General features: G+C 70.2%; 14 protein-coding genes and 1 riboswitch. Of the genes, 10 read left to right on the forward strand and 4 right to left on the reverse strand.

Annotated features, from left to right (window positions below; translation table 11 throughout):
- Positions 1-34 precede the first annotated feature (34 nt).
- The 3 genes from IF19_RS0124025 to IF19_RS0124035 all read left to right on the forward strand — a co-directional run bounded on the left by IF19_RS0124025 (position 35) and on the right by IF19_RS0124035 (position 4,118).
- Complete coding sequence (locus IF19_RS0124025; RefSeq protein WP_030276900.1) at positions 35-2,254, forward strand: phosphoinositide-specific phospholipase C-related protein; 2,220 nt, start codon at positions 35-37, stop codon at positions 2,252-2,254.
- A gap of 146 nt (positions 2,255-2,400) precedes the next feature.
- Positions 2,401-3,411 carry a metallophosphoesterase family protein gene (locus tag IF19_RS0124030; protein WP_030118391.1) on the forward strand — a complete coding sequence of 337 codons (1,011 nt, stop codon included), beginning with the start codon at positions 2,401-2,403 and terminating at the stop codon, positions 3,409-3,411.
- Positions 3,408-4,118, forward strand: coding sequence for a 4'-phosphopantetheinyl transferase family protein (locus tag IF19_RS0124035; RefSeq protein ID WP_030118392.1), 711 nt, complete (start codon positions 3,408-3,410; stop codon positions 4,116-4,118). The genes IF19_RS0124030 and IF19_RS0124035 overlap by 4 nt, the downstream gene beginning before the upstream one ends.
- A gap of 4 nt (positions 4,119-4,122) precedes the next feature.
- Here IF19_RS0124035 and IF19_RS0124040 read toward each other — a convergent pair whose 3' ends face one another.
- The gene (locus tag IF19_RS0124040) at positions 4,123-4,713 is read right to left on the reverse strand and encodes a histidine phosphatase family protein (RefSeq protein WP_030118393.1); all 591 of its coding nucleotides are present in this window, start codon (positions 4,711-4,713) and stop codon (positions 4,123-4,125) included.
- A 126-nt stretch (positions 4,714-4,839) separates the two neighbouring features.
- Positions 4,840-4,934: riboswitch (adenosylcobalamin (AdoCbl) riboswitch) on the forward strand.
- A gap of 45 nt (positions 4,935-4,979) precedes the next feature.
- On the opposite strand from IF19_RS0124040, the gene IF19_RS0124045 reads away from it, so the two are divergent.
- On the forward strand, positions 4,980-5,195 hold the full coding sequence (locus IF19_RS0124045) for a CbtB domain-containing protein (protein WP_030118394.1): 216 nt from the start codon (positions 4,980-4,982) through the stop codon (positions 5,193-5,195).
- 62 nt (positions 5,196-5,257) lie between these two features.
- Complete coding sequence (locus IF19_RS0124050) at positions 5,258-6,013, forward strand: CbtA family protein (protein ID WP_030118395.1); 756 nt, start codon at positions 5,258-5,260, stop codon at positions 6,011-6,013.
- 103 nt (positions 6,014-6,116) lie between these two features.
- Here the strand turns inward: IF19_RS0124050 and IF19_RS0124055 are convergent, their stop codons facing one another.
- Positions 6,117-6,773 carry a hypothetical protein gene (locus IF19_RS0124055; RefSeq protein ID WP_030118396.1) on the reverse strand — a complete coding sequence of 219 codons (657 nt, stop codon included), beginning with the start codon at positions 6,771-6,773 and terminating at the stop codon, positions 6,117-6,119.
- A 141-nt stretch (positions 6,774-6,914) separates the two neighbouring features.
- Positions 6,915-7,280 (reverse strand): tetratricopeptide repeat protein, encoded by a 366-nt coding sequence (locus tag IF19_RS0124060; protein WP_030188323.1) that lies wholly within the window; start codon positions 7,278-7,280, stop codon positions 6,915-6,917.
- Between the two features lie 147 nt (positions 7,281-7,427).
- Here IF19_RS0124060 and IF19_RS0124065 point away from each other — a divergent pair, with 147 nt between their 5' ends.
- The gene (locus tag IF19_RS0124065; RefSeq protein WP_030118398.1) at positions 7,428-8,393 is read left to right on the forward strand and encodes a pirin family protein; all 966 of its coding nucleotides are present in this window, start codon (positions 7,428-7,430) and stop codon (positions 8,391-8,393) included.
- Positions 8,394-8,749: 356 nt separating this feature from the next.
- Positions 8,750-9,133, forward strand: coding sequence for a DUF6461 domain-containing protein (locus tag IF19_RS1000000137795; RefSeq protein ID WP_030118399.1), 384 nt, complete (start codon positions 8,750-8,752; stop codon positions 9,131-9,133).
- Positions 9,134-10,187: 1,054 nt separating this feature from the next.
- Here IF19_RS1000000137795 and IF19_RS0124075 read toward each other — a convergent pair.
- Positions 10,188-10,910, reverse strand: a complete 723-nt coding sequence (locus tag IF19_RS0124075) for a class I SAM-dependent methyltransferase (RefSeq protein ID WP_030118400.1) — start codon at positions 10,908-10,910, stop codon at positions 10,188-10,190.
- 301 nt (positions 10,911-11,211) lie between these two features.
- Here IF19_RS0124075 and IF19_RS0124080 point away from each other — a divergent pair, with 301 nt between their 5' ends.
- The 3 genes from IF19_RS0124080 (at position 11,212) to IF19_RS0124090 (ending at position 14,460) form a co-directional block, all read left to right on the forward strand.
- Positions 11,212-12,534 carry an MFS transporter gene (locus IF19_RS0124080; protein WP_234313234.1) on the forward strand — a complete coding sequence of 441 codons (1,323 nt, stop codon included), beginning with the start codon at positions 11,212-11,214 and terminating at the stop codon, positions 12,532-12,534.
- Between the two features lie 99 nt (positions 12,535-12,633).
- Positions 12,634-13,443 (forward strand): NAD(P)-dependent oxidoreductase, encoded by an 810-nt coding sequence (locus IF19_RS0124085; RefSeq protein ID WP_030118403.1) that lies wholly within the window; start codon positions 12,634-12,636, stop codon positions 13,441-13,443.
- A 231-nt stretch (positions 13,444-13,674) separates the two neighbouring features.
- Complete coding sequence (locus IF19_RS0124090) at positions 13,675-14,460, forward strand: hypothetical protein (RefSeq protein WP_128647706.1); 786 nt, start codon at positions 13,675-13,677, stop codon at positions 14,458-14,460.
- The last annotated feature ends 1 nt before the right edge of the window (position 14,461 follow it).

A 14,461-nucleotide genomic window follows, 5' to 3' on the forward strand; every position in this document is an offset into this window, starting at 1 on the left:
GCATAGAATCTGATATTCCGCATAGGCTGGGTGGGTGAGCGCCGAACCGACCGCCTACCCGCTCGGGCCCCTGCCGAGTCCCGAACCCCGGCCCGGGTCCGGCCGACTCCTGCCGGTGCTCGCCTTCGTTCTCACCGTCCTGTGCGTCACGACGGTCGCCCTCACCTCGACCGTCCGGTCCACGGCCGCCTCGCCCGGCTTCTACCAGGCGGTGCTGGACGAGGAGTCGGCCTACGACCGCCTCTACGGCGAGGTGCTCGTCGACCCCGAGATCGCGCCCGTCACCCGCGACCTGCTCGCTCACCTGCCCGTGCCCGAGGCCCTGGTGACGTCGAACATCAAGGTCGTCCTGCCGCCGCCCACGGTCCGGGCCCTGACCGAGCAGCAGATCGAAGCGGTGACCGGCTATCTGCGCGGTGACCGCGACGAACTCCGGCTGACCGTGGACCTTGACCCGGTCCTCAAGAACCTCGCGGAGCTCGCACGCGTCTACTTCGGCGACCTGGTGGCCGGAATCCAGGGCCGCGACCAGCCGGACTTCGAACGCTTCACCGCCGACCTCGCGGCGGCGCTCGACGACCTCAGGAACGGCCGCGCCCCCGCGCTGCCCAGGCTGCCGCTCACCGAGGACCAGGCCGACCGCGCCGCCGACGTCCTCCTCGGGGCGGTCCCGGAGCGGCAGCGGACGGCGCTGCGCCCGGAGATCGAGGCGGCGCTGAGGGAAGGCGACGTGGCCACGGGACTGGCCGCCACCGCCGCGGCCGTGCTCTCCGACGGCTCGCGGAGCGCCGCCGCCGACCTGCGCACCACCCTCCAGGACGGTACGTGGGACCTCACTGACACCCTGGGCATGACGGGCGACGACCTCGACGCCCTGGAACGCGCCCGCGACGCCCTCCGGTTCCTGACCCTGCTCCAGATCTCGGCCCTCGCCCTCGCACTGGCCGGACTCGCGACGCTCTGGTTCACCGGCCCCGCCGCCCCGGCCCGCCGGCTGATGCGCCTGGGCCAGGCGCTCGCCTGCGCGGGCGGCCTGACCGCGGCGGCCGTTCTCCTGGCCCGGCTGATCACCGGCGGCCGGCTCTTCACCACCCCCTCCACCTGGGCCCCGAGCGTCACCGCCCTCGTGGACGACCTCCAGCGCAACGCCCTGGACCAGGCCGCGGCCACCGGCCTCGGCGCGGCCCTCACCGCGCTCGCCGGCGGGGCGCTCCTGACCGCGGCGGGCTGGGCCCTGCTCGTACGGCCGGACCGCCTGCGCGTCCCGACCCCGACCGCGCTGCGGACGACGGCGGCGGGCGTGGCCTGCGCCGCGCTGGCCGGCGTTTTGGTCGTGCCCCCCGTCTTCGGCCCGTCGGCGCCCCGCCCGTGCCTGGGCGGCAGCCGCCTGTGCGACCTGCGCTACGACGAGGCCGCCTACCTCACGTCGCACAACGCCATGTCCACCACCGCCGACCGGTTCATCGGCCCCCTCCAGGACCCCGACATCACCACCCAGCTCAACACGGGCGTCCGGGCCCTCCAGCTCGACACCTACCGCTGGGAGAGGCCGCAGGACATCGCCGCCCGCCTCGACTCACCCGAGTTCACCCCCGAGCAGCGCCGGTTGATCTCCGGCGCCGTGGACAAGGCCAACCCGCCGCGCCCAGGGCTGTGGCTCTGCCACGGGGTGTGCCGGGCCGGGGCCGTCGAGCTGGTGCCGGCCCTGAAGGGCATCGGGGACTGGCTGCGCGACCACCCCACCGAGATCGTGACGCTCATCGTCCAGGACGACATCGGCCCCGAGGAGACCGAGGAGGCGTTCCACGCCGCCGGACTCGACGACCTGCTGCACACCCCGGACCCGGACCCGGACGAGCCGTGGCCGACGCTGGGGGAGATGATCGACAGCGGACGCCGACTGGTGGTGTTCGCGGAGAAGGCCGACGGCCCCGCCCCCTGGTACCGCAACTTCTACCGGTACGGCATGGAGACCCCGTTCGCCTTCCGCAGCCCGTCCGAGATGACCTGCGCGCCCCACCGGGGCGGCACCGGCAAGCGGCTCTTCCTGCTCAACCACTTCATCACGAACGCGGGCGGCAGCCGACTGGACGCCGGCCGCGTCAACGCCCGGGACTGGGTCCTGGAGCGGGCCCGGGCCTGCGAGGCGCAACGCGGCAGTCCGGTCAACTTCATCGCCGTCGACTACACGACGATCGGCGACGCCGCCGGCGCGGTCGACGAACTCAACTCCCGCCGTGCTGAGGAGGACTGACGGCGCGGAGCCGGCCCCGGGGCCCGACCCGCCCGCGCGTGGAAACCCCGGGGAGCGCGCGAGGAGGGCGTGAGAGGCTACGTGCGAGCGGCTCCCACCGTGCGGACGGAGCCGGACCACCGCCGACAGATCGGGATGAAGCACTCATGATGCCTCCGAGCGAGCCCGCCCCGCACGGCACACCCGCGCCCGAACGCGCCCCGGCCACCGGCCGGGCGCCTGTTCCCGCCCCCGGCAACGCGGGCCGCCGGGAGGGCGCCGGCCGGCTGCTGGCAGTGAGCGACGTGCACGCGGCCATGGCCGACAACCGGGGGATCGTGGAGTCCCTGCGCCCCACCTCCGACGCGGACTGGCTGATCGTCGCGGGCGATGTCGCCGAGCGGCCCGAGGACATCCGGTGGGTGCTCGAACTCTTCGCGAAGCGCTTCGCCCACGTGATCTGGACGCCCGGCAACCACGAACTGTGGACCCTGCCGAAGGACCCGGTGCAACTGCGCGGCCAGGCCCGCTACGACCATCTCGTCCAGCTGTGCCGGGAGTTGGGCGTCACCACCCCGGAGGACCCCTTCCCGCTCTGGCCGGGCCCGGACGGACCGGTGGCGATCGCCCCCCTCTTCCTCCTGTACGACTACACGTTCCGCGCTCCCGGAACGCACACGAAGGAGCAGTCGCTCGCCGTCGCGCACGAGGCGGGCATCGTCTGCAACGACGAGTACCTCCTGCACTCGGACCCCTACCCGACCCGGGACGACTGGTGCCGCGCCCGCGTCGCCGCCACCGAGCGCAGACTCGCTGAGCACGACCCCGCGATCCCCCTCGTCCTCGCCGGGCACTGGCCCCTCGTGCGGGAACCCACCGCCGTGATGTGGCACCCGGAGTTCGCGCAGTGGTGCGGCACCGAGCTGACCGCCGACTGGCACCGCCGCTTCAACGTCACCGCCGTCGTCTACGGCCACCTCCACATCCCCCGGACGACCTGGTACGACGGGGTCCGCTTCGAGGAGGTCTCCATCGGCTACCCCAGGGAGTGGCGGGAGCGCGGACACCCGCGCGGCCTGCTGCGGCAGATCCTCCCCTACGAGGGCGGGCCCGCCCCGTCGTCACCCGCCGGAGCCGAACCGTCGGCCGACCGCCGCGCTTCCGGAGGCACCTCATGATCGAGCGGCTGTTTCCCGACGACGTCTCCTGCGCCGCCACCCGCGAGGAGACCGTCCCGGACGGGACGCTCTTCCCGGAGGAGGAAGCGCTGATGGCCAGAAGCGTGGCCAAGCGCAGGAACGATTTCGCCACGGCCCGCGCCTGCGCCCGGCGCGCCATGGCCGGACTCGGTCTGCCCCCGGTGGCCGTCCTCCACGGCCACCGGGGGAAACCGCTGTGGCCCGAGGGGATCGTCGGCAGCCTCACTCACTGCCACGGCTACCGGGCGGCCGCGCTGGCCCGCGAGCAGGACGTGCTGTCGCTGGGCATCGACGCCGAACCGCACGCCCCGCTGCCCGAGGGCGTAAGGGAGTTGGTGACGCTGCCCGCCGAGCGGGAGCGGATCGGCCCCCAGGCCGAGGAGGGCTCGGGAGCCCTCCACTGGGACCGGGTCCTGTTCTCCGCGAAGGAGAGCGTCTTCAAGACCTGGTATCCGGTCACCGGCGTCGAACTGGACTTCGTCGAAGCCGATCTGACGATGCACCAGGAGAGCGACCCTGGGGGTGGGGGGAACCCTGGCGCGGCCTGTGGAACCTTCACGGCCAGGCTGCTCCTCACCGACCCGGCACTCCCCACCACGCTGCGCGGGCACTGGCGGATCGAGGACGGCGTCATCGCCACCGCCGTACTGGTGCGCCCCAACTGGCGTGAAGAAGGCGGTGCCTGACGTCTCACCAGGTATCGCCGGCAGGCGGGCCGGCCGGTGGGCGTCCGAGGGCCACGTTCCACCGGCCGGACCGGCCGCTGAGTTCGGTCAGCGTCAGCGGGCCGACGTCCAGCCGCCAGAACGCCTGTGCCGGCAGCCCTAGCCCGTGTACGACCGCCGCCCGGACGACGGCCGCCTCGGCCACCGCCAGCACGGTCCCATCCGGCCCGTCGAGAGCGTCCAGCCATCCTCCGATCCGCCCGATCAGCGCGTGCAGCGATTCGCCGCCGTGCGGGGCCGCCGACGGATCGCCCAGCCAGGCGGCCACCGCCGCGGGCTCGGCGGCGGCGACCTCGTCCAGCCCGCGCCCGGCCCAGCGCGCCATGTCCCAGCCGCTCAGAGCCGGTTCCGTCCGGGCCGGGAGGCCGAGCGCCGCGGCGGTCTCACGGCACCGCTCGGACGGGCCGCTGAGGGCGAGTCCGGTCTCCGGCACCAGCCCGGCCGCCGCCCGCGCCCGCTCACGGCCCGAGCGGTCCAACGGTGCGTCCCCCTCGAAACGGGCCTCCCGCAGCGCCGCGTTCATCGCCGGTGAGACCAACATCACCCGTACTGTCATGTCCCTGCTCTCACTCTCTCCTCAGAGGCCCCACCGCCCGGTCGCCCCAAGGGATTCGGGCTCCGGGGCTCCGCAGATTGGACCATGGCGGGGCCTGCGTACAGGCGGTATGGTCACGTCGACCTTGACGAGGGCGAGACGGAAGTCCGGTGGGAATCCGGCACGGTCGCGCCACTGTGAACCCGCATCCACGCGGGGAAGTCAGACCCGCCGCCCTCGTCCACGGCACCACGACAGGGACGCGTGTTCCCACAGGAGGTTCTGCCATGGCACAGCCAGCCGTTCCCGCAGCCGGATCGTCCGCGATCACTCCGATCTCGGCGAAGGCCATCGCCCCGTGGGCGGTCTTCTTCGGCGTTCTCATGCTCGTCCTGCTGTACTTCGTCGGCGCCGAACAGGGCGCCACCGCGCTCATCTCGGGCGAAGGCGTCCACGAGTGGGTCCACGACGGCCGCCACCTCCTCGGCTTCCCCTGCCACTGACGCCCCCGAAGAACCAGGGACATCAGCGGACACGGAAAGCAAGAGAGACCGGGAAAACCATCGTGAACTCCATATCTGTCAGAGCCTTGCTCGTGCGCGGCATGCTCGCGGGCCTGATCGCGGGGGCGTTCGCGCTCGCCGTCGCCTACTTCCTCGGCGAGTCCCGGGTGGACGCCGCCATCGCGCTGGAGGAGACCCACAGCCACGACCACGGGGGCGGTGAGGAACTGGTCACCCGCACCATGCAGGCGACCGGCGGACTCGCCACCGGCGTGCTGGTCTTCGGCGTCGCCGCGGGCGGGATCGCCGCCCTGGTGGTCTGCTACGCGCTGGGCCGCATCGGCCGCTTCGGCCCCCGTGCCACGGCGGCGCTCATCGCCGGCGCGGCGCTGCTCACCGTCTATGTCGTGCCGTTCCTCAAGTACCCGGCGAACCCGCCGGCCGTCGGCAACCCCGACACCATCGGCAAGCGCACCACCCTGTTCTTCCTGATGGTCGCCCTCAGCGTGCTGCTGGCCGTCGCCGCCGTCATCATCGGCAAGCGGCTCGCCCCCCGCCTGGGCAACTGGAACGCCACCACCGCGGCCGGCGCGGGCTACGTCGTCGTGATCGGTCTCGCCTACGCCTTCCTGCCCTCCTTCGACGAGGTGGGCAAGGACTTCCCCGCCTCCCTCCTGTGGGAGTTCAGGCTCTCGACGCTCGCCGTCCAGACCACCCTGTGGACCGTCTTCGGCCTCGTCTTCGGCTACCTCACCGAACGGGTCCTGGCGCCGGCGGCCCGGACCGCGCCCTCCCGTGTCGCGAACTCCGTCCACTGAGACGTCCGCTCCCGCACCGCCCGCGGTACGAAGACCCCGGCACGCCCGATGGCCCGCGCACACCTCCCGTGCCCGGGCCATCGGGCGTTGACGGCGGGATTCGTCAGGGTGCGGGAGAGCTGGAGGCGCGCAGCCCGCGCTCGGTGCGGTGCGCCGCGCCCTCGACGATCTGTTCCAGGCCCCTGCGTACGTCGCGTGCCGTGCTTCCGTACGGGGCGTACGCGGACACCGTGAGGACGAGATCGCCGTTCCGCAGGAGGAGGGTGCGGCCGGGGCGGCCCCGGTCGTCGGCCGGTATCGCGTAGGCGTCCGCGTGGACCTTCTCGGGCCCGCGGCCGTGTGCCCGGTCGAGATCCTCCCGGGCGCGGTACGCCTGCCGGGCCGCGCGGGCGCCCTCGTACACCGAGGCCGTGGTGGTGAGCTTCCAGGAGGAGCCGTCCGGGCCCCTCAGGTCGGCGAGGCAGCCGGTGCGCCGGTAGCGTGCCCGCGCGCCGTCCTCGCCGATGTCCTCCCGTGCGCCGGGGGAGGCGGAGTCCGTGGCGGTACCGAGGGCGAACCCGTCCGCGGGCGACGCCCCCCGCAGGAGCGCGCACGGTCGGCCGCTCCAGCTGTGGGACCCCGGCGGGCGGGCGGCTCGGTCGGCGTCCTCCCCGTTCCCGCCGTCACCGGCACCGGAGCAGGCCGCCGAGACCGCCACCGCCAGCCCGACGAGCGCGGCCGACCGCGCCCGGCGTAACGCGGCGCCCCTGGATCCGTCCATCTCCCCACCTCTTCGCTCTGCGGAGATCCCATTGTCCGGCCCCTGTACCGGCGGGTAAAGGAGGCCCGGGTCGGCGGCCGGGGCTCGGCCCTCGGCCGCCGTTACCGCGAAGAGCCGGGCGGCGGTTCAGCCGCCGGCGGTTCAGCCGCCGGCGGTTCCGGTGCCGAACTCGCCGTTGAGGGCGGCGGCCATCCGCAGGTGCGGCGCGGCGTCGTCGGCCCGGCCCTGGCGCTCCAGCGTGCGGCCCAGCATGAGGCGCGCGTAGCTCTCCACCGGGTCGAGCTCCAGCACGACCCGCAGCTCCTTCTCCGCCTTGCCCAGCCGGGCGGAGTGGTAGTAGGAGCGGGCCAGCAGCAGCCGCGGGGCGACCTGCTCCGGCACCTCCTCGACGAGCCCGCCCAGAATCCGCGCGGCTGTCATGTACTCCTTGGCCTCGAAGAACATCTGCGCCCGGTCCCACCGGTCGGCGGCGGTGCCGAACTCGTAGTAGGTCTCGGTTTCGCTCACGGGTCCTCCTTCGTGTGGGACGGACCGCTCCCGGACCGCCCCGCCGTACGTTCGATCGCCACAACACTCCATGATGGTTGAATGTTCCACTAAACTTCCGGCGTGGAGCCCGACGCTCCCCGTCCCCCCGGGAATAGGTTGATCCCCATGAGCAATCTCGATCGCCAGGCCACCCCCTCCGTCTGCGGAGGGCGTGGTTTCGTCGTCGCCGAACCCGTCCGCGAACTGCTCGCCCCCCGGCACGTCCGGCTCGGCGAGAGCACCGAGGTCCGACGCCTGCTGCCCAACCTCGGCCGGCGCATGGTGGGCGCGTGGGCGTTCGTGGACCACTACGGACCCGACGACATCGCGGACGAGCCCGGCATGCAGGTCCCGCCTCACCCCCACATGGGCCTCCAGACCGTCAGCTGGCTCCACGAGGGCGAGGTCCTGCACCGGGACAGCCTCGGCAGCCTCCAGACGGTGCGCCCCCGCGAACTGGGCCTGATGACGTCCGGCCGGGCCATCAGCCACTCCGAGGAGAGCCCGAGGGAGCACGCCCGTCTGCTGCACGGGGCGCAGCTCTGGGTGGCCCTGCCGGAAGCGCATCGCAACGTCGAACCGCACTTCCAGCACCACGCGGACCTGCCCGTCGTCACCGCGCCCGGCCTGGCCGCCACCGTCATCCTCGGCGAACTGGACGGCGCGGTCTCGCCCGGCACCGCGTACACCCCGATCGTCGGCGCCGACATCACGCTGAGCGCGGGCGCCGAGACCCGGCTGCCCCTGGACCCCGACTTCGAGTACGCGGTCCTGTCCATGTCGGGCGAGGCGGAGGTCGACGGCGTACCGGTCCTGCCCGGCTCGATGCTCTACCTCGGCTGCGGCCGCACCGAACTCCCCCTGCGCGGCGTCTCCGACGCCGGTCTGATGCTGCTGGGCGGCGAGCCGTTCGAGGAGGAGCTGGTGATGTTCTGGAACTTCATCGCCCGATCCGGTGAGGAGATCGCCCAGGCGCGAAAGGACTGGGAGGAGGGCTCGCGGTTCGGCGAGGTGCGTGGCTATGACGGCGCCCGCCTGTCCGCCCCGGAACTGCCCGCCACCCCGCTGAAGCCGCGTGGGCGGGTGCGCTGACCTGCGGAAAGCCAAGTTCAGACTGGCCGCGCTTCCACGGGCGGCCGCTGCGCCGACTGCCCTGTTCGCACCCGTCTTGTGCTCGGGGTTCGGGGGCTGGCACTCCCGTGCGATGTTGTGATCGATCCGGCAGCTTCGTCGGTGGATTGCCGTCCGTCGTGGCTGCGTCGGGCTGTCTGCCTGGTGGTGTCTGCGCCAGATCGACCAGTGCAGCAGCCCGGCAGCTGTCACGGTCGGCGGGCCGATGAGGAGGGTGCACAGTTGGCGGATCTCCGGGACGGTCAAGGAGACTGGTTCGCTGTTGCGAGCCGTGTGGGGCGGGTCGGCGGGCCGGTTCGGTGCCGAGCGCGGACTGGATGTATCTGGTCGACGCGTCGCCTCAGGAGGGCGTGGTGTCCCGTGAGTCGGTGTTGGTGAGGTTGTCCTCGGGGTGCGAGGTGGTCGCCGCATGGACGCTGGTGAACTCGACCACGCGCCTTGCGCACGTCCGCGACGGGCGGGTCGTCGCCAGGTGCGATGCGTGGTCCTATGAGCCGGCGTCCGGTATCGCTCCGCAGCGCCTGAATCCCGTGCTTGAGCAGGTGGGCTTCTTTCCGGGTGAGAGGGACGAAGAGGAGGAGCGTCCTTCGTCGGCTGCGTTGGCGCTGGAGGCGTTGGAGCAGGGTTTCGGCCTGGCCGTGGATGCGGAAGCAGTGCGGGGGCCGCTGCCGACGGTGGTGGTGCCCGCGACGGCGGGCTGACCAGGGCAGCAGCCCCCGGGGCGATCGGCTAAAGGCGATCTGGAGCCGGAGGGCGTCGTCGGTTAGGCGAGCGGAGATGACGAAGTTGCCGTAGGCGCCGCCGAGGTCCGAGTTGAGAGGGCCCGGGATGTGGCCTCGGACGCACTTCTCGTTCCCGCTCGGGGTGCCGATCACGGCCACCCACCGTGGGCCAGACGGTCGGAAGGCCAGTGCCACTGCCCTTCTTCACGGCGGTCACCTGGGCACAGTCCTTGCCGTGGTCGACCCCGTTGAGCGCACCGCTCTCGTAGGTGCCGGCGAAGGGAAACTCATCACAGCTGTCGTCGGTGATCGTCGGGTCTTTCGTGAACTTGGTGGCGCCACAGATGGCCTGCCGGTTGTTGTCCGCTTGGGACTTCCTCTGCCACCGGTCCAGGCGACGCCAGCAGGTCTGGCCGGAACCGACCCCCGACTCCAGGGGCGGGGGTCGCCAGGCTCTGTCGTTGTAGAGGGCGAACAGAATGCCTTGGAGGCAGAGCCGGTCCGGCACAGGCCCGGGGCCCGGGAGATCGCTCCGGCCACGGCAGCAGCAACGGCTCGACCAGAGCCCGCAACTCATCGTCCACGATCCACGGTCGAGTGCCCACACCCTCACGAACGGCCGAATCGTCACACCGGTAGCGGCCTGCCGGGACGATTCAGCGAGATCGTGTTACGACTCCGTGGTCGATCGGTTCCTCACGGGCAGGGTCCCGTCGAGTACCAGGTCCGGGCGGTGCTTATGGGGGAGTCGGCTTCCCGGGGGCTGTCGCGGCCGCGTGCGAGGCAGCCGAGCAGGTCGGCCCGTGTGCCGGCTCCCGCATCGATCTCGCTCAGTGTCTTGCAGCGAGGCGTAGGTCAGCCGGTGTGGCCAGGTAGACGGTCCAGTGCGCGGCTTGGCGGATCTGCCACCCCGGCTCCCGAGTTGGGGATACGGGGTACTTCCAGGGAAGCCCGGTTCGCTCGTACGGAGAATGCCTTCGACCGGGTCGTCTTGTCGGGTCGGGAGCGAGGACCCGGGTGTCTCGGCAGTTGGTCAGAGAGGTCGGCGGGCGTGGTAGATCCGGCGGTGGGGTGATGCGCCCCCGCCGTAGCCGTGGTCGACCCGTTCCAGAGTCAACCCGGCACGCACGAGGGCGGCTTCGAGATTGAGTGCCCGCAGGTGGGTCCAATGCTCCGTGAACCGGAGGAGAACGCATTCGTCTGTCCGGAAGGTTTTGTCGATGAGGATGTGGTCTGGGTGGGACCTTGTTCGTTCCCATTCCTCGACGGGCTGCCTGCTCACCTCTTCGCAGGAGGCGGACAGCACCAGCTGCCAGTCGCTGCTCTGCCGCAGGTCGAAGTTGCTGCTGACATCGATGTGCAGTGTGGCACCCGGCCTCATGATGCGTACGGCTTCCGCCAGTGCTCGTTCCCGGTCCTCGGCGGTCCGGAGTAACTGGAACGTGGAGTAGGGGATCACGACCTGATCGGCGGTCCGGGACAGGGGAAGTCGGCGCATGTCGGCACACACAGGGTGCAGTCCAGGCGCGGCTGGTATACGTGCCAAGCGGCGTCGACTCAGGTCTATGGCGACCACTCGGGAGCCCGGGCGAGTGGCCAGAGGGCTGGCCACTCGCCCGGTTCCCGCCCCCAGCACGACGGTATTTTGCTGCGGGGGTACCAAGGTGAGCCAGTACTCCAGGTCAAGCCTCTGGTTGCGCAACTTGTGCTGGTTGTGCCAGTCGTACAGCAAGGCTTCCACGTATTGTTCGCGCATCTCTCCGCGTCTCCTCGGGTATCCCTGAGTTTTGCCATTCTCCCCGGAAAGTCGCTGATTTCGAAGGTCGGGGTGGCCGTGGTCGACGGATCGACTGTATGCCACAGAGTGGCGGAGATGGCGAGAAGTGTTCCGCGTGAGTGCCGTATCCGGCCACGTCGGAATCCGTCATTGATTCGTGGCGCGCTGGCACCGATTTTCGGCCAACCCGAACGATGAGCGTGTGCGCGGGGATGATGGGGAAAGGAAGAGCTTGGTCATGTGCCATCCTGAACAACGGTGCTGAGGGGAGGTGTTCGAGATGGTGGCGTCCCATACCGTGCGGACGAGGTCGGAGATCTGGAAGGGGTTCCCGTCCATCGCTCGTCGCGAGATTGGCACGGTCGGGACATCAACGTTCCAGAGTCAGAGCACTTCCGCTCTCATGCTTCTGCTGCTGTCCGTTCTGGTGATCGAGGTGACGGGTTCGGCGGCCAGTGCTCCTTTGGTCATCGCTGCCGGCGCACTGCCTGCGCTGCTTCTGGTGCGCTGGGTGCGGAGCGTCAACCGTCTCCTGGACCATCGCTGGGTGATGATCCTCTCGGACACAGGAGCTTTCGCAGTCGCGCTGGCTCTCTTCCTGCTGTCGCAGGCCGACGTCCAAGCCTGGCAGATCTACTGCGGCGTCGCCTTGTTCTCCGGCTTCGGCGCCTTCTACCTGCCCGCAATGCGTGGCTGGGTGGCCGACCAGTCGGGCGACATCACCCAACTCACGTGGCTCAACTCGATGCTGGCGGTGGCTACGCAGGCGTCCGTCGTCGTCGGGTGGGCGCTTGGGGGTGTTCTGGCAAGCACGGTCGGGATCAGCTTCGCTCTGGGGCTGTGCGCCATCGCCTACGCATGCGGCATCGTGCTGCAGTTCGTCGTATTTGTTGTGGTCAACCGGACGCCGCTACGTCGGGACGCTGCACCGGTGGCCGGCCCGGGAGAGCGGCGGCGTTCTTCGGCGAAGGAGGTGCCGGAGACGGCCATGCGGCAGGAGGGCGGTGCGTGGCGCACGGTCTTCTCGCCGCGCAGGCTCGGTCTGTTCACTGGCTCGTTGCTCGCGATGGAGCTCAGCCATGTGCTGGCTTTCAGTATGTTTGTCCCACTTGTCACTCAGGCTTCCGCCGACCGATCCTGGGTGGCGGGCCTGGCCAACGCATGTTTCGCCCTGGCGGCGATCGGCAGCGGAGTGCTCGTCTCCGGAGGATCACTCGGCAACTGGGTGCGCAGCCACACACCAGGAGTCCTCATCGCCGGTTTCGCTGTGCAGACGGTGTTCGGACTCAGCGCGAGTCAGACCGTCCTGGCCGTTGCCCTCTACACGCTGGTCGGTGTGCTCAGCGGCGGGGACACCGTGCTGCAGAGTGAGGTGCAGGATCGCTGGCGGAGTGTCGGGTCCTCCCAGGCGTTCGCCGTTTTCGGCGCTGTGTCCGGACCTTCCCAACTGGTCGGCTCCTTGGTCATTGCTTTTCTGCTCCTGCACTTCTCGATCACCGCCGTCTATGTCGGAACAATCATGATTCTGGGATTCGGTTCGGCGCTCCTTCTGGTCGTGGCGAGAGCGAAGTCGATAAATCCTGTGGAAGAAGTCATCCCGTAGGTTTCACTGAAAGTTTGGTGGGTCTGTGCGGTGCGTCGCAGATGTGGACGGATCCGATCCTCGGATCCGCGTGGAATGCCAGAAGAAGGGAGACTCGCGATGGAAATAGCCCTTTACGGTCTGGGAGAGATGGGCTCGGAGATAGCGCGCTGCCTGGCACGGGGCGGTGCGCGGGTCCACACGTACGATCCATCCGAATCGGTGGAAGTGGAGGAGCAGAACCTCGTTCGGTGGGGCAGCGTCCGGCATGCCGCAGAGAAGGCCTCCGTGCACCTGGTCATCGCGAAGCACCTTTCCGACGTGGAGTCACTTCTCTTCTCCGCCGACGGGATAGGCCCGAATGCTTCTCAAAAGTCCCTGATCGCGCTGCACACCACACTCACCCCGGAGGTTGTGCGGGACCTGCACACCCGGATGGGGGACACCCACGGACACATGCTGGTGGATGCCGCGCTCAGCCGCCGCGGCGGTGCTGTGCGCGAGGGTTCGTTGTCCCTGTTCGTCGGGGCAGGAGACGAGGCCTTCGCCGTAGCCCGGCCGGTCTTCGACCGCTACGCCGACAACGTCGTCCACGCCGGAGACGTCGGTGCCGGCATGACGGTCAAGCTCTGCAACAACTGGCTGCTCTACGCGAATCGGCACTCCGCACTCCAGGCCATCCGAACGGGCCGTCAGCTCGGCGTGGACCCGGCTGTGCTCACGGACGCGCTCGCCTCCTCCACCGGATCCAGCTGGGCCCTGTCTCACTACTCCGACCTGGACGAAGCCATCGTCACCGGGCGGGGCGCACCAGCGGTCATCCGGGACAGGACGGCTTCGGAGCTCGGTATGGCGAAGCAGATGGCGGCACGGGATGGTGTGGTGCCCACCAGCCTTCAGGAGACCTTCGCTCTTCTGGACGTGATGTAGCAGCCTGCGGAAGCCAGCCGATCACTGCCTGCCCGTACCGGTCCGCAGCGCGGGCCCCGGCTCCCTGCCGTTCATGCCCGGAAGGCCGATATGCACAGCGAACCAGTTACACGCGAGTCGTATGCGGAGACCGTCGCCGAGCTTCCCGTCCCGGTGTGGAACTCCTCCGTCGCAACGGAGCTGTACACGCGGACGCTCACTGTGGTCTGTCGCAGGCGACGCGGGGGCGCCGTGGCAGGGGTCTGGGTCTGCCCGCTGGACACGGGCATCGAGGGCAAAGGTGACGTGGCACGGCGAGAACACCGGCTGTTGCCATACGCCTCCCCCTGGATCGATCCGAACCTCCATCCCCTGGAGCGGCACCGTGTCGCTCTCTCGTTGATCGAGGTGGTCCTGCAGCATGTGCACCTGGTCGAGTTGCCCATGGATCCGTGCTTCAGCGAAGTAGCTGCACTCGCCGAGGTGGGTGGAGACGTGGCGTGTCGGCACACTCGCATGCTGGACATGCGTGAGGGCTGTGACCCCCGAGGGGGTTACAGCCCCACCGTGCGCAACCATCTGCGGGCTGCGGGGCGCGTTCTGTGTGTGGAGGCCGCAGATCCGTGTGAGTTCGACTTCGCTCGCGCCGTCGTCGGCCAGTCCGAGGCGGCTGTTGCGGAACGGAGGGCCGCCGGACTGCGGCTCCGCCACGTCGAGGGGGCGGTCCGCTGTCTCGCGGCGGTCGACGCCGAAGGCGTCCTGCGCGGACAGGCGTTCGTCCTGCGGGACCGTCACACCGCGATACTCATGCACCAGTGGTTCGATCGCACCGGGCCGCGCGGGACACCGACTCTGCTGGTCGACAGTGCGGTCGTACAGACACTGGAGTCACCCGGCGTGATCTCTTTTGATTTTGAAGGAAGTGTCATTCCGGGCATCGATCGCTTCATGGCCGGCTTCGGCGCGCAGGCCGTCGGTTACGGGCAGTTCCGCTGGCAGCAGGATGGGCGGGAAGAGCCTGCCGGGAGGTTCGGGTGAA

Origin of the sequence: Streptomyces californicus (genome assembly GCF_000717645.1) — a bacterium.
In the GTDB taxonomy this organism is placed as follows: Bacteria; Actinomycetota; Actinomycetes; order Streptomycetales; family Streptomycetaceae; genus Streptomyces; species Streptomyces californicus.